The organism is Micromonospora sp. C95, from assembly GCF_018070465.1.
GTDB lineage: Bacteria > Actinomycetota > Actinomycetes > Mycobacteriales > Micromonosporaceae > Micromonospora.
In genome coordinates, this window is the sequence record NZ_JAGPXT010000021.1 from 1 (window position 1) to 19,392 (window position 19,392).

A 19,392-nucleotide genomic window follows, 5' to 3' on the forward strand; every position below is an offset into this window, starting at 1 on the left:
CCCCCACCCCCACCCCCGCCCTCTCGCGTCGATCATGAAGTTGTTGCACCGGGCGAGCGTTTTCCCAGACAACAACCTCATGATCAACACGGTGGGCTGTTAGGTGGGGGAGACTGCGGGCCAGGGGAGGGTTAGGCGGCCGTGGCGCCAGTGGCGGGGGCGGTCGAGGACGGGCCAGCCCTGGGCGCGGACGGCCGAGACGGTGTGCAGCCAGCGCTGGCGGGGGCCGAAGGGGGCGTAGCCGGCGGCGGCGTGCCAGGCGTCGTCCAGGGACCGGATCAGGTCGTGGATCCGCTCACCCGGCACGTTGCGGTGGATCAACGCCTTCGGTAGACGCTCGGCCAACTCGGCCGGGGAGCGCAGCGTCGCCAGCCGGGCGGCCAGGGTCAGCGAGCGTGGTCCGTCGCCATCGAGCAGCACCCAGCCGGCGAGGCGTCCCAACTCGTCACAGGTGCCCTCCACCAGCAGGCCGTCCGGGGCCAGGCCGGCGCACATCGTGCCCCACGCGCCGGCCACCTCGCTCTCGTCGTACTGACGTAGCACGTTCAACGCGCGGACCAGGGTGGGACGCAGACCGGCCAGCTCGAAGCCGCCACGGGCGAAGGTGAGCCCGGGTGGGTCGGCGGCGGGCTGCGCGTCGGCGACACGTACCGGATCGATCTCCAGCCCGACCACCCGCACGTCGGCGCGGACGCGGGCGGCGAGCCGGGCCCGCAGTTCCATCGCCGTCACCGGAGTCGCACCGTAGCCGAGGTCCACCACCAGCGGGTCCGGTGTGGCGCGTAGCGGGTCGGCGCAGCTCTCCACGATCCAGTTGTCCACCCGCCGCAGCCGGTTGGGGCCGGTGGTGCCCCGGGTGACCACGCCGAGCGGCCGGGACGCCGGCACCGCCCTCACCCCGTCCGGTGGACCTTGTGCTGGGCGGCCTGAGCCAGCGGTCGGACCACGAGACGGTCCACGTTCACGTGCTGCGGTCGGGTGGCGCACCAGGCGATGCAGTCGGCGACGTCCTCGGCGAGCAGCGGCTCGGCGACACCGGTGTAGACCGCCTCCGCCCGTTCGACGTCCCCGCCGAAGCGGGTCAGCGAGAACTCGTCGGTCTTCACCATGCCCGGGTCGATCTCGATCACCCGCACCGGGCGCCCGCACAGCTCCAGCCGTAGCGTGCCGGCGATCGCGGTCTGCGCGTGCTTCGCCGCGGTGTAGCCGCCCCCACCCTCGTACACGGTGAAGCCGGCGGTCGACGAGACGACGACGATCGTGCCCGCACCCGAGTCCGCCAGCATCGGCAGCAGCGCCTGGGTGACCCGCAGCGTGCCGAGCACGTTGACGTCGTACATCCACTGCCAGTCACCGACCGCGCCGGTCTCCACCGGATCCAGCCCACGCGCGCCACCGGCGTTGTTGACCAGAAGGGTCACCGGCCCGCCAACCTGCTGCGCGGCCCGGGCGAGGCCGGCCACCGACTCGTCGGAGGTGACGTCACAGCTCACCGCGGTGGCGGAGCCGCCGGCGGCGGTGATCTCCGCGACCAGGTCGTCAAGCCGGTCGGTGCGCCGCGCCGCGGCGAGCACGTGGAAACCCTCGCCCGCGAGCCGCCGCGCGGTGGCGGCGCCGATCCCGCTGGACGCTCCGGTGACGATCGCAACACGACTCATCCGGCCATTCTCGCTCCCCCGCACCGGCCCGCCGCCGGCACGGTCGCCATGAGGTCGGTCACGCCCGAGGCCCTGCCCGACGTATTTCCCGCCGCCGATCGGGAAGATGACATCCGGCGTGGAGCGTTTACGCAGGAGCGCCGGTCGTGCGGGGACGGCATCAACCGTGGCAAAGGGAGCGGACGTGGCGGAAGAGCACACCGGTGTCGGGCGTCAGCGAGGTTCCCTGCCGTGGCCACGGCCTCGCCGGATCGCGACCCTGTCGGTACACACCTCACCGCTGCATCAGCCGGGCACCGGGGACGCGGGCGGCATGAACGTCTACATCCTTGAGGTCTCGCGGCGGTTGGCCGAGGCGAACGTCGAGGTCGAGATCTTCACCCGGGCCACCTCGGGCGATCTGCCGCCGGTGGTGGAGGTGGCTCCCGGGGTGCACGTCCGGCACGTGATGGCCGGCCCGCTGGAGGGTCTGACCAAGGAGGAACTGCCCGGCCAGCTGTGCGCGTTCACCGCGGGCGTGCTGCGCGCCGAAGCGGCCCGTCCGCCGGGCCACTACGACCTCATCCACTCCCATTACTGGCTCTCCGGGCAGGTCGGCTGGCTGGCCAAGGACCGTTGGGGAGTGCCGCTGGTGCACACCGCGCACACCCTGGCCAAGGTGAAGAACGCGCAGCTGGCCGCCGGTGACCGGCCGGAGCCCAAGGCACGAGTGATCGGCGAGGAACAGGTGATCGCGGAGGCCGACCGGTTGGTCGCGAACACCCGGGTCGAGGCGCAGGACCTGATCGGTCGGTACGACGCGGACCCCACGAGGGTCACCGTGGTCGAGCCCGGTGTGGACCTGGAACGGTTCCGTCCCGCAGCCGGCGACCAGGAGGCCGCCAGGACCGCCGCCCGGGTTCGGCTGGGCCTGCCGACCCGTGGCCACCTGGTCGCGTTCGTCGGCCGGATCCAGCCGCTGAAGGCACCCGACGTGCTCATCCGGGCGATCGCCGCCCTACGGGCCCGGGATCCCGAGCTGGCCCGTGAGGTCGGGGTGGTGATCTGCGGTGGCCCCAGCGGCACCGGGCTGGACCGGCCCACCGCGTTGATCGAGCTGGCCGCCTCGCTCGGCGTCACCGACCGGGTGCACTTCCTGCCACCGCGTACCGGAGCGGAACTACCCCTGCTGTACCAGGCGGCCGACCTGGTCGCGGTGCCGTCGTACAACGAATCCTTCGGCCTGGTCGCGCTGGAGGCCCAGGCCTGCGGCACGCCCGTGGTGGCTGCCGCCGTCGGCGGCCTGGTCACCACGGTGCGCGACCAGGTCAGCGGGGTGCTGGTGCGCGGACACGACCCGGCGGACTGGGCGGGTACGCTGGCCCGCCTGCTGCCCGACCGGGTCCGACGGGCCGAGTTGTCCGTCGGCGCCGCCCGGCACGCCCGGGACTTCTCCTGGCACCGCACCGCCGCCGGCCTGCTCACCGTCTACGGTGAGGCGGTCGCCGACCACCGGGCCGGCCTCACCGCCGCGCTCACCGCCTCCAGCTGTTGACGCCGGCACCAGGCCCGGTGACACCGGGCCTCGTGCCACCGGCCAGCGCCGGACCGAGCCGGTCACCCGCCGGCGCCCGGGCGGCGCGGTGCTGGTCGCCGTAGAGTTGGCCGGATGAGCGACCTCGGTGCACTTATCGAGTCCGTCTGCACGGAGCGGGAACTCGCCTGCGAATCCACCGGCCCCGGGTCGTATGCGGTGACCCTGCCCGGTACGCACAAGCTCAAGACGATCTGCAACCTGATCGTCGGCGAGCACGCGCTGCGGATCGAGGCGTTCGTGATGCGCCAGCCGGACGAGCGGCGCGAGGAGCTGTGGGCCTGGTTGTTGCAGCGCAACGCCAAGATGTACGCCGTGTCGTTCTCCATCGACGCGGTCGGCGACGTCTACCTCACCGGCCGGGTGAATCCGGACGCCGTCGACGCCGACGAGCTGGACCGGCTGCTCGGCGCGGTGCTGACCTACGCCGACGAGTCCTTCGACACGATGCTGGAGATCGGCTTCGGCAGTTCGATCCGCCGAGAGTGGGAGTGGCGGGTGAAGCGGGGTGAGTCGACCGCCAACCTGGCGGCCTTCGCGCACCTGTTCGAGCCGTCGACCGCGGCCCGGTCGGCCCCACCGGCCGCCGGAGGTTCGGACCGCTCCTGACGGGTAAGCCGCAGCGCGCGGTGCGGCGTTGGGACCCGCCGCGCCGATACGGCGAGTGGCGAGGAGCGTGAGCGTCAATGGCTCAGCGAAGCAGCTCGGGTCGCGGCGGGACCGCGACCAGGACCAGGCGGCAGGGTGGCAACCAGACCCCGAACACGCCGCGGATCTCCGAGTCGGAGATCTCCCGGATGCGGGTGGACGACATTCGGGGACAACTGCGGCGACACGGGGTCTCCGGCATCTCGGCGCTGCGGAAGCCGGAACTGGTGAAGACACTTGTGAAGACGCTGCGGTCCGGCGGTGCCGGGCGGCGCAGCAGCGGTCCGGCCGGCCGGGCCAGCGCCACGAAGGCGTCCGGCACGAGATCGGCGGCGGCCGGCCGGACCGCGCCGGGACGCGCCAAGGCGGCACCGGCGAAACGGACCCCGGCTCGCAAGGCGACCGGCGCGGCGGGCAGATCGATCGCCGGCAGCGCCCGCAAGACGACAAGCGCGGCGCGCAGGTCCACGACGGGTACGGCGCGCAAGAGCACGACGGGTACGGCGCGGAAGAGCACGGCGGGGGCCAGCAGGTCGGCCCCACGGAAGTCGGCCACGGGCGGCACGACGGCCGGTGGGGCGACCCGCGCCCGCAAGGCGGCACCCACCCGCCGGCCGGCCGAGGCCCGGCCGGCCCGGGGTGGCGCGGTGCGGACCGGGCGCTCGACGTCCCGGTCGGTCCGGTCGTCGCAGCTGATCTCGTCGCCGCAGGACCGGCCGGAGCGCCCCGGCCGGAGCCTGGTCACCACCAACCACGACGTGATCCGCCGGTGGGCCCGGGAGCGGGGGGCCAAGCCGGCGACGATCAGCGGCACCGAGCGTCCTGGCCGGGCCGGGGTGCTGACGTTCAACATTCCGGGATACCGGGAGAGCAGCCGGATCCGCGAGATCACCTGGGACGAGTGGTTCGACACGTTCGACAGGCGTCGGTTGAACCTGATCTACCAGGAGCAGCTGCGCGACGGCCGACAGAGCAGTTTCTTCCGGACCGAATCACCCGATCGGGAGGACGGGTGAGAGGTTTGCGGGAATAGCACCCGGGTATGCGCAGTTGGCCTTGACCGAGGGCCTAGGCGCCGTTCCGAAGGGGCCGGTCGCTGTGACGGGCGAGACAGTCGCTCAGGTTGAATCGCGAGGTCGGGCCGCACTAACTTTATTGCACCGTGCCACGCTCGGAACCGTTCGGGGGAGCGGCGGATCGATCAGATCTGTGCAACCGGGCGAGGCGCGGGGGACGGGTGGACCAACACCGTTGGGGGACGGTGGCCCACCTGTTTGGACCGGCGGCGCGAGCGGGCGTCGCTTACGGGGGTGAGTGTCGCCCGCCGCCGCCGGTCGTACGACGTGAAATGCCCGGCACGATTCCGTGCCGGGCATTACGCGCGTGTTCACACCTGCCCGGCCAGCGACGCCTCGGCCGGTTCCCCCTGGTGACGCAGGGTGGCTACGCGGCGTTCCCGCGACGGCCCGGCGAGCAGGTGCACACCGGCGGCCAGCAGACCCAACGCGCCGACCAGCAGCCAGTGCCCGTCGCCCCACCGTTGCAGGCTGAAGCCGCCGAGCGTCGGCGCGATGAACGATGCCGCCGGGAACGCCAGGTAGAACACCGACTGGTAACGGGCCCGCAGCGCTGGTGGGGCCAGGTCCGCGTTGATCTGTGCGTTGGGCGGCGCGGCCAGCATCGAGCCGACCGTCCAGACCACGCAGGCGCCCAGGTAGAACACGAGGTGGTCGGCGATGGCGAGCGCGCCGAAGCCGACCGCGAGCAACGCCGTCGACAGGGCCAGCACGTGGGCCTTGCGGTGGCGGTCGATGAGCCCGGGTACGAACAGCTGCCCGAGCACGATCAGGACGCCGCCGAGGGCCACCACCGCGCCGTACGACGACGGGCCCAACCCGTCGGCCCGCATCGCCAGCGGCATCATCGTCGACGCCTGCATGGTCAGTACGGCCAGCACGAAGGTCAGTCCGACGAAGACCAGGAAGTGCCGGTCGGTCAACGCGGTGTGCAGGCCGGGGCGACGCGGACCTCGGGTGCCGGCGGCCGAACTCGCCCGGGTGTGCCGACGGGCCAGGGTCTCCGGGACCTTCCAGGCGATGAGCGCGGCGGTGGCCACCGTGGCGACGGCGTCGACCAGGAAGAGGGCCACGTAGCTGGCCTCCGCCAGCAGGCCGGCCAGCACCGAGGCGACGGCCATGCCCAGGTTGAACGCCCAGAACTGCAGGTTGAAGGCGCGGGACCGGCGATGCTCCGGCACCACGTCGACGATCGCCGCGACGAAGGCGGGGCTCGGCATGGAGTGCGTCACCCCGACCAGCAGGGCGAGCGCCGCGATCACGCCGAGGTGCTGGCTGAGCGCCAGGGCGACCATCAAGCCGGCGGTGACCAGGTGCGCCGCCACCAGGGTCGAACGCCGGCCCCACCGGTCGGCCAGCACCCCGCCGAGCAGCACCCCGGCCGCACCACCCGCGCCGTACGCACCGACCACCACGCCGGCCAGCGACTCGCTGGCGCCCCGGGCTGCGGTCAGGTAGAGCGACAGGAAGAGCATCGCGAACGCGCCGGCCCGGTTGATCAGCAGGCCGGCCCAGAGGTACCAGAAGGTGGCGGGTAGCCCACCCGCGGTGTCGGTCAGCCAGCGACGAAGCGCCCCGGCGGACGGCGGGTCGCGCTGTTCGGCCTTCCCCATCTGTTCGGACACCTAACAGATCTTGCCCGGGCCGACGGACGGGAGCGGCGCCGGGTGGCGGAGCTCATTCCCGGGAGGTGGCCACCGGCTCCGCGGCCTGCGGAGCGGCGGGCTGCGGTGCGGTCGACTGCACCGTCACCACGGGGGCGGCACCGGCGGTGCGCAGCGCGACGGCACGCCGCTCCCTCGCGGGCCCGGAGAGCAGATGACCCACCGCCATCACCAGACCGATCACGGCGCAGCCGGCCCAGAGGGTGGCGTTGCCGGCCTGCTCCCGCACCAGTCCGCCGAGGATCGGCGCCGCCGCTCCGGCCAGTTGCCAGGAGAGCGAGAAGACGCCCTGGTAGCGACCACGTAGTTCGGCGGGGGAGAGCTCGGCGATGAGGGTGGCGTTGGACGGCGAGTTGAGCATCTCACCGAGGGTCCAGATCAGCACCGTAAGCGCGTAGAACCAGGCGACCTCGGCGAACGCGGTCAGCCCGAAGCCCACGCCCATCACCACCGCGGCCAGGGCGAGCACGTGTGACCGGCTGCGTCCCTTGATCAGCCGGGGCACGAAGAGTTGACCGGCCACGATCAGCACGCCGTTGAGTGCGATCACCGACCCGTACGTGGCGGGGCTCAGACCGGAGTCGGCCATTGCGATCGGCAGCATCGAGATGTGCTGGAGGAAGACCAGTGCCCCGAGGAGGTTGAGGGCGACGAAGCCGAGGTATACCCGGTCGGTCAGGATGGTCCGCAGGGCTCCGGCCGGTGCGCCGCCGCGCGGCATGCCGACGGTGATCGTCCGGGTTTCCTTGACCTTCACGTAGATGATCAGTGCGGTGACCACGGTGGTGGCCGCGTTGACCACGAAGAGCAGCAGGTAGCCGGCCTGCGCGGCGAAACCGGCGAGCACCGCGGCGCAGGCGAAGCCGAGGTTGATCGCCCAGTAGTTCAGCGAGAAGGCGCGCAGCCGGTCCCGCTCCGACACCACGTCGATCATCATGGCGCCGAACGCCGGGCGGGCCGCCTCGGCGAAGAGGCCGAGCAGCAACGCGCCTGCCGCGACCGTCCACAGGTCACGGGCGAAACCCAGGGCGAGCATCATCGTCGCGGCGCCGAGATGGGCGGTGAGCAGCGTCGGCCGGCGACCCCACCGGTCGGTCAAGGTGCCGCCGGCGGTGGTGCCGACCGCACCGCCGACGCCCCAGGCGCCGAGCACCAGGCCGGCCTGGGAGGCGGAGAAGCCGCGTTCCTGGGTCAGGTAGATGGCGAGGAAGACCAGGACGAACGAGCCGAGTCGATTGATCAGCGTGCCGGTCCAGAGGTACCAGAAGGTCCTCGGTAGCCCTCCCGTGGTGTCCCGGAACCAACCCCGCATCGCGCGCACGCCGGCGCCCCCCGTTCCCCGTAATGCCTGATGATCTGTTGAATCCTTACCAACCTAGTGGTGTGCCGGAATCAAGGTCACCTCCATTTCCACGTGGTGGTCGTCACCACCCTTCCCGCGCGTCCCCCAGCGGGTTGCGGCAGGATGATCGGCATGACAGCTAGCGAGGGACCCACCGTCGGGACGCTGGTCCTGCTGCGCCACGGCGAGAGCGACTGGAACGCCAAGAACCTCTTCACCGGCTGGGTCGACGTCGACCTGACCGCGAAGGGGGAGAACGAGGCGCGCCGCGGCGGTGAGCTGCTGCGCGAGCACGGCCTGCTGCCGGACGTGGTGCACACGAGCGTGATGCGCCGCGCCATCCGGACCGCCGAGTTGGCACTGAACGCCGCCGACCGGCACTGGATCGCGGTGCGCCGGTCGTGGCGGCTCAACGAGCGCCACTACGGCGCGCTGCAGGGCAAGAACAAGAAGCAGACCCTGGAGGAGTACGGCGAGGAGCAGTTCATGCTCTGGCGCCGCTCGTACGACACCCCGCCGCCGCCGATCGCGGACGACGACGAGTGGTCGCAGGTCGGCGACCCCCGGTACGCGCTGCTGCCGACCGAGCTGATGCCGCGCACGGAGTGTCTCAAGGACGTCGTCGAGCGGATGCTGCCGTACTGGTACGACTCGATCGTGCCGGACATCCTGGCCGGTCGTACGGTGCTGGTGGCCGCGCACGGCAACTCGCTGCGGGCGCTGGTCAAGCATCTGGACCAGATCAGTGACGAGGCGATCGCGAAGCTCAACATCCCCACCGGGATTCCGCTCCGCTACGACCTGGACCCGCTGCTGCGTCCGCAGATGCTGGGCGGCACCTACCTGGACCCGGAGGCCGCCAAGGAGGCCGCCGCCGCCGTGGCCAACCAGGGCCGCTGAGCCGGCCGAACCCGATTGGCGGAAGGGCCCCCTGCGTTGACAGGGGGCCCTTCCTCGCGCCTCAGGGGGAGGTGACGGGTTCGCCGGTGATCAGGTAGACCACGTGTTCGGCGCTGTTGACCGCATGGTCGGCGAAGCGTTCGTAGAAGCGACCGAGCAGGGTGGCGTCGATGGCGGTCTCCACGCCGTACGGCCAGTCCGCGCCGAGCAGCACCCCGAACAACCCCTTGTGCAGCTCGTCCATGGCGTCGTCGTCGCTGTCCAGTTCGGCGGCGAGGTTGGCGTCGGGGTGCGCAAGTACCGAGGCGATCTTCTCGGCCATCCGGTCGGCGATGCCGGCCATGTCCGTGAAGACCGGGCGCAGCTCGGCCGGCACGGCCGGCGACGGGTGCCGGCGCAACGCGGTCTTGGCGACGTGGTCGGCCAGGTCACCCATCCGCTCCAGATCGGCGGCCACGTGCAGCGCGGTGATCATGGCGCGTAGGTCGGAGGCGACCGGTGCCTGGCGGGCCAGCAGGTCGCAGACGCGCTCCTCCACCTGGCGGTACAGCCCGTCGATCTCCGCGTCCCGCTCGATGACGGACTCGGCTGCCCGGCGGTCGGCGGTGAGCAGGGCCCGGGTCGCCTGGCGCAGCGCCGCCCGAACTCCCTCGGCCATCTCGACAAGCAGTTGGCTGACGGCCTGAAGTTCGGCCCGGAACTCGTCGCGCATGCTCACGTCCTGTCCGTCGGCGCCGGCGATCCCGCCGGCGGGGATTTGCGCAGGTACGCCCGCCAAGCTATGTCTCCCGGGCGGACCGGAGGTGAACGCCGATGAACTAAGCCGGACGCACGGGTGAACTTTCCCGGAAGCGAGAGTGCTTCGTCCTGTTCTGGGCGATAGCCAGGTTAACAATGACCCTACGATCGCCGAGTGGCGTGGGCGGTGACGGTGGGTGTGGCGGCGGCCCTGGTGATCGGGGCGGTCGCCGGCCTGTGGCTGTCCCGCATGATCCCGTTCGGTAAGGGGAGGCTCGCGATCGTCGACGAAGTGCAGGTCGGGCTCGGCCGCCGCGCGATCGATTCGCTGCGCGCGGGGGTCGTGGTGCTCGACGCGGACGATGTGCCCGTCCTCGTCAATCCGGCGGCGCGGGCGATGGGGCTGCTGCGGACCGGTGGGCGGCCAGGTTCGATCACGGCGCATCCGCTGATCCGTACCCTGGCCGGGCAGGTTCGGCGCACCGGTGTGCGGCGCGAGATCGAGCTCGACCTGCCCCGGGGCCGCGACAACGCCGGAGAGAACCCGCTCGGCGTGCACCTGCGGGCGATGGGACTGGGCAACGGCTACATCGCGGTGGAAGCGGCCGACGTGACCGAGTCGCACCGGTTGGCCCGGGTGCGCCGCGACTTCGTGGCCAACGTCAGCCACGAACTGAAGACCCCGATCGGTGCGTTGCAACTGCTCGCCGAGGCGCTGCTGGACGCCACCGAGCCGGCCGACGAGGGTCGCCCGGATCTCTCCGAGGACCTGGTCGCCGCCCGGCGGTTCGCCGAGCGCATCCAGCACGAATCGACCCGGTTGGGGCGGCTGGTGCAGGAACTGTTGGAACTGACCCGGCTTCAGGGCGCCGAACCGCAGCCGGCCCCCGAGCCGGTCGCGGTGGACTGGGTGATCTCCGAGGTGGTCGATCGCACCCGGACCGCCGCCGCGGCCCGCCGGATCGACGTCACCGTCGAAGCCGAGCGGGGCCTGACGGTGTACGGCAGCGACAACCAGCTCGCCACGGCGGTGGCGAATCTGGTGGAGAACGCCCTGAACTACTCCGGCGAGGACACGACGGTCCGGATCGCCGCCCGAGCCGCCGGGGAGCAGGTGGAGATCGCCGTCACCGACCAGGGCATCGGCATCGCCCCCACCGACGTCGACCGCATCTTCGAAAGGTTCTACCGGGCCGATCAGGCGCGCTCGCGGGCGACCGGCGGCACCGGCCTCGGGCTGGCGATCGTCAAGCACATCGCGAGCAACCATGGCGGCCGGGTGGAGGTGGCGAGCACTCTTGGTGGTGGGTCGACGTTCACCCTCCGGCTGCCCGCCCGTCCGCCGGACGACCTGCTGGCGACACTGCCACCTGCTGGGATCGAGGCCGGTCCGGCCGAGCTCCGGCAGGTCTGAACCACACCTGGATCAGGCTGGGCGCCGCCCGGTCCGACCGATGAAAGGAAACGCCGTTGAGTCGCGTTCTGGTGGTCGAGGACGAGGAGTCGTTCTCGGACGCACTGTCGTACATGCTCCGCAAGGAGGGGTTCGAGGTCTCCGTGGCCGCCACGGGGACGTCGGCTCTCACCGAGTTCGACCGGACCGGCGCCGACATCGTCCTGCTCGACCTGATGCTGCCGGAGATGTCGGGTACCGAGGTCTGCCGGCAGCTGCGGCAGCGCTCGCACGTGCCGATCATCATGGTCACCGCTCGGGACAGTGAGATCGACAAGGTGGTCGGCCTGGAGATCGGTGCCGACGACTACGTGACCAAGCCGTACTCGCCCCGGGAACTGGTCGCCCGGATCCGCGCGGTGCTGCGCCGGCAGAGCCCGGAGGCGCCCGAGTCAGGGGCGCCGACGCTGGCCGCCGGTCCGGTCCGGATGGACATCGAGCGGCATGTGGTGACCGTGGACGGCGGCGCCGTGCAGCTGCCGCTCAAGGAGTTCGAGCTGCTCGAACTGCTGCTGCGCAACGCGGGTCGGGTGCTCACCCGGGGTCAGTTGATCGACCGCGTCTGGGGTGCCGACTACGTCGGCGACACGAAGACGCTCGACGTGCATGTGAAGCGGCTGCGCTCCAAGATCGAGCCGGAGCCCTCCACCCCGCGGCACATCGTCACCGTGCGCGGTCTCGGCTACAAGTTCGAGCCCTGATCGGGCCGACCCGCACCGGTTCCTGACCGCCATCATTGATGACGGATTGCTACCGACCTGTCGTAGTTGCGCTGCGTAACGCCGCAGCCGCCTACCCAGTGCGCTGTTCCGCTCCTTTGCTCTGCTTACGTATACGCACAACTCACCGACCAGGACTTATGCGGTCGCTCTCGCGGCTGACGGGCGCAACGCCGACCACGCAGAGCTACCTGTGCGTATAGGTAAGCAGAGCAAAGGCGGCGAGGTGGTTGGTCGGGTCGGATGCGGATGGTTACCCGGTGTGAGCCTGCTTGCTTCGGTGCGCGGCCAGACCGGCCGGCGGGGCGAACTCCGCGTGACGCCCGCGTCAGACGCTGTCGGCGGGGTGGGGGGCGACCAGACCCTGCCGGGTCCGCGCCGCGCACAGCTCGGCCAGTTTCGCGTACGCGGACTCGCCGATGAGCGCGGTCAGCTCCGGGGCGTACGACAGGTACATCGGGTCGGCACCGACGTGCGCGTCGGTGGAGGAGGTGCACCACCAGTCGAGGTCGTGCCCGCCGGCACCCCAGCCGCGCCGGTCGAACTCGGCAAGCGTGGACACCAGCACCTTCGTGTTGTCCGGTCGCTTCACCCACTCCTGATCACGGCGGACCGGCAGCTGCCAGCACACGTCCGGCTTGTACTCCAGCGGATGCGCCCCGTCGCGCAGCGCCTGGGCGTGCAGGGCGCAACCGCCCCCGCCCGGGAAGTCCGCGTCGTTGAGGAAGACGCAGGGCCCGTCCGCCTCCTGGGTGGCGGTCCGCCGGGCCGGGGTCTTGCCGTCGACGGTGTCGTTCTCGGTCCAGTTCTTGAATCCACGCCGATAGTGCTGCCAGGTCTGCGGGGTCAGCCGCTTCACCGCGGCGCGTACCCGCGACTCGTCGTCGGAGTCGGTGAAGAACGCACCGTGCGAGCAGCAGCCGTCGGCCGACCGTCCGGCGATGATGCCGTGGCAGCCCTTGCCGAAGATGCAGGTCCACCGGGACAGCAACCAGGTGAGGTCGGCCCGGATCAGGTGCTGTTCGTCCGCCGGGTCGACGAACTCGATCCACTCCCGGGGGAAGTCCAGCGGCACCTCCCGGCTGCGCGGGTCGGCCGGGTCGTCCACCAGCACGCGAAGTTCGATCTGCCCTGTCACCCGGCCAGCGTACGCGGGGTGCGGCGGGCAGGTCGCCGAGTGGCGGGAACCGGGTGGGCCTAGGGTTCTCCCATGCGAATGGGTGTCCTCGACGTCGGTTCCAACACGGTGCACCTGCTGGTGGTCGACGCGCACCGTGGCGCGCACCCGTGGCCGGCGCACTCGGAGAAGACGGTGCTGCGTCTCGCCGAGCAGATCGGTCCGGACGGCGCGCTTCGCGAGTCCGGTGCCGACGCCCTGGTCACGGCGGTGGAGGCGGCGCGGACGTCGGCCGCCGATCTGGAGGTCGACGACCTGATCGCCTTCGCCACCTCCGCGGTCCGCGACGCCACGAACGCGGCGGAGGTGCTGACCCGGGTGCGGGACTCCACCGGCGTACGACTGGAGGTGCTCTCCGGTGCCGACGAGGCGCGGATGACCTTCCTCGCGGTCCGGCGGTGGTTCGGTTGGTCCGCCGGGCGCCTGCTGGTGCTGGACATCGGTGGCGGCTCGCTGGAGATCGCGGCCGGTATCGACGAGGATCCGGACGTCGCGGTGTCGCTGCCGCTGGGTGCCGGCCGGCTGACCCGGGATCGGCTCGACGTGGATCCGGACAGCACCGTCCCGCCCGCGCCCGAGAGGGTGGAGGAATTGCGGCAGTACGTCGATGCCCACCTCGATCCGGTGGTCGAGCGGATGACCGAGGTGGGGTGGGAACGGTCGGTGGCGACCTCCAAGACGTTCCGTACGCTGGCTCGGCTCGCCGGTGCGGCACCCAGCGGGGCCGGGCTCTGGGCCCGACGCCGGCTCACCCGGTCCGGGCTGCGACAGGTGCTCGGCTTCATCCGGCACATCCCGCCCGCGCAGCTTGTCGAGTTGGAGGGGGTCAGCGCGGGGCGCGCCCACCAACTGCTGGCCGGTGCCGTCGTCGCCGAGTCGGTGATGCGTCGACTCGGGGTCGACGCCCTGGACGTCTGTCCGTGGGCACTGCGGGAGGGTGTGATCCTCAGTCGACTGGATCGACTGACTCCGGTGTGATGCGGATCGTCCCGGCTGTCCGTTTTGCCGGTTCTCGTCATGATGTCCGACGGCATCCCGGCTACCCTCGATGGCGTGACTTCCCGCGTCCCGGTGCTCCTGTCCAGTTCCTCGGTCTTCCCTGAGCGGACCGCGGCGGCGTTTCAGCTGGCCGCCACGCACGGTTACGACGGCCTTGAGGTGATGGTGTGGACCGACGCGGTCAGCCAGGACGCGGGGGCGCTGCGCGGGCTGTCCGATCACTACGGAGTGCCGGTGCGCTCCGTGCACGCACCGTGTCTGCTTGTCACGCAGCGGGTGTGGAGCCCCGACCCGTGGGAGCGGCTGCGCCGGGCGGCGGTGCTGGCCGAGACGTTGGAGGCGCCGACCGTCGTGGTGCACCCGCCGTTCACCTGGCAGCGGGAGTACGCGCGGGGCTTCGCCGAGGGGCTCGACCGGGTGGCCGGCGAGTTCGGCGGCCTGCGGTTCGCGGTGGAGAACATGTATCCGGTACGGATGGCCGGTCGCCAGTTCGTCCCGTACGTGCCCGGTTGGGATCCCACCGAGGCCGGTTACGCCTCGTACACCCTCGACCTGTCACACTGCGCGGCCTCGCACAGCGACGCGTTGGCGATGGCCGACCGGATGGGCGACGGTCTGGCCCACGTGCATCTCGGCGACGGCACCGGCGAGGGACGCGACGAGCACCTGGTGCCGGGGCGCGGCAACCAGCCCTGCGCCGAGCTGCTGCGCTCGCTGGCCGGGCGGGGCTTCACCGGGTCGGTGGCAGTCGAGGTGACCACCCGGGGCGCGAAGAGCCGGCAGGTCCGTGAGGCGGATCTGCGCGAGGCGCTGGCCTTCGCCCGACAGCACCTCGGCACGCCGTCACCGGTCGACGTCTGAGGGCCGGTCCCGACGCCGGGTGATCGCGGGTCAGGAGACCGGCGCCAGCGGGTCCGGCTGGCTGGGCACGGCGGCCCGCTTGCGGGCCCGGTGCGCGGCCACGTGTGAGCGGGTGGCGCAGCGTTCCGAGCAGAACCGCCGGCAGCAGTTCGACGAGGTGTCCAGGTAGACGTTGCCGCATCGGTCGTCGGCGCAGACGCCGAATCGGGCGCTGCCGTACTCGCAGAGCCACACCGACAGGCCCCAGACCGCGCCGGCCAGATATTCCGAACTGACCGAGGCGCCCCGGCTGGTCACGTGCATGTGCCAGTCACTGGAGTCGTGGCCCGAGATGCGCGGCTGCACCGGGAACGCCTCCAGCAGGGAGTTCAGCTCGCTCACCGCCTCGACGTCGCGCCCCGAGGTGCCGTACTCGAAGACGTCACGCAGCCGCTTCTGCGCGCGCCGGAAGGTCGGCAGGTCCCGTTCCGCGACCTCGTCGCGCATCCACTCCTGGTCGTCGCAGAAGATGGCGCGCAGATCGTCGAGATCGTCCAGGCGCGCGTTGACGAGGTCAACCCCGGTCCGGGCGTACGCGTCGAAGTTCACGCCCCAACGGTAGACGACTCATCCCGGGCGTGGCGCGTCGATGTAGTGCGGCAGGAACCGCGCGTAGCCGTCGGTGATCAGGCTGGCGCTCTCCCGCAGCCCGGCACCCGCCGACTCGCCGTCGACCGTCCAGCTGCCCAGCACCAGGCGGCTGCCGGCGAACTCGGGCAACGCCCGGAACTCCTGGTAGCAGTAGCCCTCGTCGCCGTAGTCGCCCGGATTGTTGATCTCGCCACCGGGGGTGACGATCCGCACCGCGGCGCCCTCCCGACCGAGCAGCGGCTTGGCGACGTACTCGGACATGCCACGTGGCGAGTCGAGGTACGCCGGGAGCAGCAACTCGTGCCCCGGGTACAGCTCCCACAGCACGGCCAGCAGCGCCTTGTTCGACAACAGCAGCTTCCAGGCCGGCTCGATCCAGGTGGTCGGGGTGCCCGGCCGCAGCGCCAGCGGGCCGTACGGCTCGGCGAGCATCCACTCCCACGGGTAGAGCTTGAAACAGGTGGTGACCGGGCGGTCGGCGGTGTCGATGAAACGCCGGCCGTCCCAGCCGAGATCCTGGATCGGCAGCAGCTCGACGTCCAGCCCCGCCTGGCGGGCGGTCTCGGCCAGGTAGCCGGCGGTCATGTGGTCCTCGCCGGTCTCCTCCTCGTTCGACCAGACCACGTGCACCCGCCGGTCGTACAGCTCGGCGCCGATCTTCGCCCAGCTGCCTACGAGCCGTTCGTGCAGGCTGTTCCACTGGTCCAGGTCCGGCCGGGTGTGCTCCAGCCAGTACCACTGGATGATGCTCGCCTCGACCAGGGCGGTCGGGGTGTCGGCGTTGTACTCCAGCAGCTTCGGCGGCCAGCTGCCGTCGTACCAGAGATCGAAGCGGCCGTAGAGGGTCGGCGGCGTCTCCCGCAGCGAGCGGGCGACCGCCTCGGCCGCCCACGCCGGGATGCCGAAATCGGCGTACCGGTTGCGCGCCACCACGTGTTCGGCGGCGGCCACCGACATCCGGTGCAGTTCCTCGGTGGCCTCCTCCAGCCGCAGCACCTCGTCCAGCTCGAAGGCGTACGCGGCGGTCTCGTCCCAGTACGACATCACCCCGCCGTCGGGCAGTTCCGTGTCGACGTAGACCAGGCCCTGCTCCCGGATGGTGGTGTCCCAGTCGGGGCGGGGTGTCGTCGTCTCGCGACGCACGCTCAGCCGCCGCAGGAGGCGAGATGGGTGCCGAAGCCGCCGCGCTCGGGCACTGCCGCGCCGACCGGCTCGGGCGCGGCACGGCCGGTCTCGGCGGCGGGGGCCGGCACCCGCAGGGCCAGGGCCACCGTCTCCCCGCCGCCGGCCGGGCCGAGGGCGCAGTCGTCATCGTCGTCGTCGGAGGTCATGTTGCAGCCGGAGAGGGCGAGCGCCAGCGCGGTGATGGCGCCAAGCTGCACGGAGGCCGATCGGAGTCGGCGGCTAGGGCGTTGTTCCACGACATGGTTGTAACCGATGAACGCCATCCCGTCCGCCCCGGGCCGGGGGCGACGGGGGAAGGTACCTGGCGGTCGGGTGGGCGTTACGCTCGGCTCATGCTCCGTTCCGTCATCCTCGCCGCCTCCCGGTCATCCCGGGTCGAGCGGCTCGTCGCGACGGCCCCGTTCTCCCGGGACGTCGTCCGCCGGTTCGTCGCCGGCGCCAAGACCGACGACGCGTTGCGCGCGACCCGCGAACTCGTCGACGACGGTCTCGCGGTCACCCTCGACAATCTCGGCGAGGACACCGTCACCGGTGAACAGGCCACCGCGACCCGGGACGAGTACCTCACGCTGCTGCGGATGCTCGCCGAGGCGAAGCTGACGCCCGCCGCCGAGGTGAGTGTGAAGCTCTCCGCGCTCGGCCAGGCGTTCGACGAGCAACTCGCGTACGACAACGCCCGGGCGATCTGCGCCGCCGCCGAGGCGGCGGGCACCACGGTCACCCTGGACATGGAGGACCACACCACCACCGACTCGACCCTGGACATCCTGACCAAGCTCCGGAAGGACCACCCGTCGACCGGCGCGGTGCTGCAGGCCTACCTGCGGCGTACCGAGTCCGACTGTCGCGACCTGGCGTCGGCCGGGTCGCGGGTGCGGCTGTGCAAGGGCGCGTACCGGGAGCCGGAGTCGGTGGCGTACCAGTCGGCCCGCGAGGTCGACAAGTCCTACGTCCGGTGCCTCAACATCCTGATGTCCGGCGACGGCTATCCGATGCTGGCCACCCACGACCCACGTCTGATCGCCATCGGTGAGGACCGGGCGCGTTGGTTCGACCGTGACCCCGACCGCTTCGAGTTCCAGATGCTGTACGGCATCCGGCCGGAGGAGCAGGCCCGCCTGGTCGGCGAGGGTTACACGGTGCGCACCTACGTGCCCTACGGCGACGACTGGTACGGCTATCTGATGCGCCGGCTCGCCGAGCGTCCCGCCAACCTGGCGTTCTTCGCCCGCGCGCTCACCTCCAAGAAGTAACCCGCGTCCGCGGCCGTAGCGCCGATCGACCCGGTCGGCGCTGCGCGGCACAGCCTTGACGGCATCGGCTAATGGCATTAGCCTAGGGGCTATGACAGCTAGCTTCGTGGAGCGTGCCGAGGGTCGGATCGCGTACGAGGTGCACGGGCAGGGGCAGCTGGTGGTGCTCTCGCACGGCATGGGGGAGAACCGCCGCTCCTACCGGCACCTGATTCCGCTGCTGGTGGCGGCGGGCTACCAGGTCGCCTCGGTCGACGTACGTGGGCACGGCGACTCCAGCGCCGGCTGGCCCTCGTACGCACCGGTGGAGGTGGGCGGCGACCTGCTCGCGGTGGTCCGTGACCTGGGCGGCGGCCCGGCTGTCCTGGTCGGCAGCTCGTCAAGCGCCGCGGCCGTGGTCTTCGCCGCCGCCGACGCGCCGGAGCTGGTCAACGGGGTCGTGCTGGTCGGCGCGTTCGTCAACCAGCCGAAACTCAACCCCTTCCTGCGGCTGGCGCAGACCGTGGTGCTGCGCAGTCCACGGCTGTTCGGCCTGTTCCATCGCACGCTCTTTCCCGTGCACCGCCCGGCCGACGACGCGCAGTACCGTCGGGAGTTGGTGGCGGCGCTGCGCCGCCCCGGCCGGATGGCGCCCGTGCGCGGAGTGATCCATCCGGTGCAGCCGCACTGGACCGCCCGCGCCCCGCAGGTGCGTCAGCCGGTGCTGGTGCTGATGGGCACCAAGGACCCCGACTTTCCGGACCCGGGTGCCGAGGCGCGGGCCGCCCGGCGACTGTTCCCGGTCGCCGAGGCGCGGATGATCACCGACGCCGGGCACTACCCGCACGCCGACCGCCCGGAGGCGATGGCAAACGAGCTGGTCGGCTTCCTGGCGGCGGCGAATCGTGCCTAGGGCCGGGCTCAACGCGCAGGTCGTGGTGCAGGAGGCGGCCCGGCTCGTCGACGAGGTCGGATACCACCGGCTCACCCTCGCCGCGCTGGCGAACCGGCTCGGCGTGGCGCTGCCGAGCCTCTACAAGCACATCAAGGGGGCGGAGGCGCTCGCGCAGCAACTGTCCGCGCTGGCCACCGCCGAGATCGCCGACCAGATGACCACGGCCGCCGCCGGCCGTAGCGGCGCGGACGCGCTGCGGGCCGTTGCCGCCGCCTACCGCTCGTACGCCCGGCGGCATCCCGGCCGCTATCCGGCGACCCAGCGGGTACCGGATCCGGCCGACCCGGCGCACCTGGCCGCCGGGGAGCGGGCGGTCGGCGTCGTCTACGCGATCCTGCGGGGGTACGGCATCCACGGCGACGCCGCGGTGGACGGGGTCCGGATGTTCCGGGCGGCCGTGCACGGCTTCGTCGCGCTGGAGGCGGCCGGCGACTTCGGGTTGCCCCGCGAACTCGACCGTTCCTTCGACCAGATGATCGCCGCGCTGGGCGTGGCGTTCTCGTCCTGGCCCGAACCGATGGCTCCCGGCCCTGGCTGACGGTACGGACCGGGACAGCGGCCGGTTGATCACCCTTCCGTCGA

20 protein-coding genes are annotated in these 19,392 nt (G+C 71.6%); 11 read left to right on the plus strand and 9 right to left on the minus strand.

What is annotated here, in order from left to right; genetic code table 11:
- Nucleotides 1–99: 99 nt before the first annotated feature.
- Together KBX00_RS21395 and KBX00_RS21400 are read right to left on the minus strand one after the other, a co-directional pair.
- Nucleotides 100–897, minus strand: coding sequence for a class I SAM-dependent methyltransferase (locus KBX00_RS21395; protein ID WP_210829669.1), 798 nt, complete (start codon nucleotides 895–897; stop codon nucleotides 100–102).
- Nucleotides 894–1,658 carry an SDR family oxidoreductase gene (locus KBX00_RS21400; RefSeq protein WP_210829671.1) on the minus strand — a complete coding sequence of 255 codons (765 nt, stop codon included), beginning with the start codon at nucleotides 1,656–1,658 and terminating at the stop codon, nucleotides 894–896. Before KBX00_RS21400 ends, KBX00_RS21395 begins: the two co-directional genes overlap by 4 nt.
- Before the next feature lie 184 nt (nucleotides 1,659–1,842).
- Here KBX00_RS21400 and mshA point away from each other — a divergent pair, with 184 nt between their 5' ends.
- The 3 genes from mshA (at nucleotide 1,843) to KBX00_RS21415 (ending at nucleotide 4,895) form a co-directional block, all read left to right on the plus strand.
- Complete coding sequence (gene mshA, locus KBX00_RS21405) at nucleotides 1,843–3,192, plus strand: D-inositol-3-phosphate glycosyltransferase (protein WP_307869013.1); 1,350 nt, start codon at nucleotides 1,843–1,845, stop codon at nucleotides 3,190–3,192.
- Between the two features lie 114 nt (nucleotides 3,193–3,306).
- Nucleotides 3,307–3,840: a YbjN domain-containing protein gene (locus KBX00_RS21410; protein WP_210829675.1), complete on the plus strand. Its 534-nt coding sequence runs from the start codon at nucleotides 3,307–3,309 to the stop codon at nucleotides 3,838–3,840.
- Nucleotides 3,841–4,004: 164 nt separating this feature from the next.
- Nucleotides 4,005–4,895, plus strand: coding sequence for a hypothetical protein (locus KBX00_RS21415; RefSeq protein ID WP_374225344.1), 891 nt, complete (start codon nucleotides 4,005–4,007; stop codon nucleotides 4,893–4,895).
- Between the two features lie 371 nt (nucleotides 4,896–5,266).
- Here the strand turns inward: KBX00_RS21415 and KBX00_RS21420 are convergent, their stop codons facing one another.
- Both KBX00_RS21420 and KBX00_RS21425 read right to left on the minus strand, forming a co-directional pair.
- Entirely contained in the window at nucleotides 5,267–6,568 is a 1,302-nt protein-coding gene (locus KBX00_RS21420) for an MFS transporter (protein ID WP_210829823.1), read from the minus strand.
- 64 nt (nucleotides 6,569–6,632) lie between these two features.
- Nucleotides 6,633–7,940, minus strand: a complete 1,308-nt coding sequence (locus KBX00_RS21425; protein ID WP_210829679.1) for an MFS transporter — start codon at nucleotides 7,938–7,940, stop codon at nucleotides 6,633–6,635.
- A gap of 153 nt (nucleotides 7,941–8,093) precedes the next feature.
- On the opposite strand from KBX00_RS21425, the gene KBX00_RS21430 reads away from it, so the two are divergent.
- Entirely contained in the window at nucleotides 8,094–8,861 is a 768-nt protein-coding gene (locus KBX00_RS21430) for a phosphoglyceromutase (protein WP_210829681.1), read from the plus strand.
- 61 nt (nucleotides 8,862–8,922) lie between these two features.
- On the opposite strand, the gene phoU is transcribed toward KBX00_RS21430, so the two are convergent.
- Nucleotides 8,923–9,573, minus strand: coding sequence for a phosphate signaling complex protein PhoU (phoU, locus tag KBX00_RS21435; RefSeq protein WP_210829825.1), 651 nt, complete (start codon nucleotides 9,571–9,573; stop codon nucleotides 8,923–8,925).
- A 201-nt stretch (nucleotides 9,574–9,774) separates the two neighbouring features.
- Here phoU and KBX00_RS21440 point away from each other — a divergent pair, with 201 nt between their 5' ends.
- The gene (locus tag KBX00_RS21440) at nucleotides 9,775–11,013 is read left to right on the plus strand and encodes an ATP-binding protein (RefSeq protein ID WP_374225341.1); all 1,239 of its coding nucleotides are present in this window, start codon (nucleotides 9,775–9,777) and stop codon (nucleotides 11,011–11,013) included.
- 56 nt (nucleotides 11,014–11,069) lie between these two features.
- A complete protein-coding gene (locus tag KBX00_RS21445; protein WP_093403456.1) occupies nucleotides 11,070–11,753 on the plus strand; it encodes a response regulator transcription factor in 684 nt (227 codons plus the stop codon).
- Between the two features lie 346 nt (nucleotides 11,754–12,099).
- Here the strand turns inward: KBX00_RS21445 and KBX00_RS21450 are convergent, their stop codons facing one another.
- Nucleotides 12,100–12,909, minus strand: a complete 810-nt coding sequence (locus KBX00_RS21450; RefSeq protein ID WP_210829683.1) for a hypothetical protein — start codon at nucleotides 12,907–12,909, stop codon at nucleotides 12,100–12,102.
- A gap of 72 nt (nucleotides 12,910–12,981) precedes the next feature.
- Here KBX00_RS21450 and KBX00_RS21455 point away from each other — a divergent pair, with 72 nt between their 5' ends.
- A complete protein-coding gene (locus tag KBX00_RS21455) occupies nucleotides 12,982–13,926 on the plus strand; it encodes a Ppx/GppA phosphatase family protein (protein WP_210829685.1) in 945 nt (314 codons plus the stop codon).
- A gap of 75 nt (nucleotides 13,927–14,001) precedes the next feature.
- A complete protein-coding gene (locus KBX00_RS21460; RefSeq protein WP_210829687.1) occupies nucleotides 14,002–14,808 on the plus strand; it encodes a sugar phosphate isomerase/epimerase in 807 nt (268 codons plus the stop codon).
- A gap of 30 nt (nucleotides 14,809–14,838) precedes the next feature.
- Here the strand turns inward: KBX00_RS21460 and KBX00_RS21465 are convergent, their stop codons facing one another.
- Genes KBX00_RS21465 through KBX00_RS21475 form a run of 3 tightly spaced genes read right to left on the minus strand, consistent with a single transcriptional unit; the run spans nucleotide 14,839 to nucleotide 16,820 of the window.
- Nucleotides 14,839–15,396, minus strand: coding sequence for a CGNR zinc finger domain-containing protein (locus KBX00_RS21465; RefSeq protein ID WP_210829689.1), 558 nt, complete (start codon nucleotides 15,394–15,396; stop codon nucleotides 14,839–14,841).
- Nucleotides 15,397–15,414: 18 nt separating this feature from the next.
- Nucleotides 15,415–16,581 carry a glutathionylspermidine synthase family protein gene (locus KBX00_RS21470; protein WP_210829691.1) on the minus strand — a complete coding sequence of 389 codons (1,167 nt, stop codon included), beginning with the start codon at nucleotides 16,579–16,581 and terminating at the stop codon, nucleotides 15,415–15,417.
- A 2-nt stretch (nucleotides 16,582–16,583) separates the two neighbouring features.
- The gene (locus tag KBX00_RS21475; protein ID WP_210829693.1) at nucleotides 16,584–16,820 is read right to left on the minus strand and encodes a hypothetical protein; all 237 of its coding nucleotides are present in this window, start codon (nucleotides 16,818–16,820) and stop codon (nucleotides 16,584–16,586) included.
- Between the two features lie 135 nt (nucleotides 16,821–16,955).
- Here KBX00_RS21475 and KBX00_RS21480 point away from each other — a divergent pair, with 135 nt between their 5' ends.
- The 3 genes from KBX00_RS21480 (at nucleotide 16,956) to KBX00_RS21490 (ending at nucleotide 19,348) form a co-directional block, all read left to right on the plus strand.
- A complete protein-coding gene (locus tag KBX00_RS21480) occupies nucleotides 16,956–17,876 on the plus strand; it encodes a proline dehydrogenase family protein (RefSeq protein ID WP_210829695.1) in 921 nt (306 codons plus the stop codon).
- 91 nt (nucleotides 17,877–17,967) lie between these two features.
- On the plus strand, nucleotides 17,968–18,768 hold the full coding sequence (locus KBX00_RS21485) for an alpha/beta fold hydrolase (RefSeq protein WP_210829697.1): 801 nt from the start codon (nucleotides 17,968–17,970) through the stop codon (nucleotides 18,766–18,768).
- Nucleotides 18,761–19,348: a TetR/AcrR family transcriptional regulator gene (locus tag KBX00_RS21490; protein WP_210829699.1), complete on the plus strand. Its 588-nt coding sequence runs from the start codon at nucleotides 18,761–18,763 to the stop codon at nucleotides 19,346–19,348. Before KBX00_RS21485 ends, KBX00_RS21490 begins: the two co-directional genes overlap by 8 nt.
- Nucleotides 19,349–19,392 lie beyond the last annotated feature (44 nt).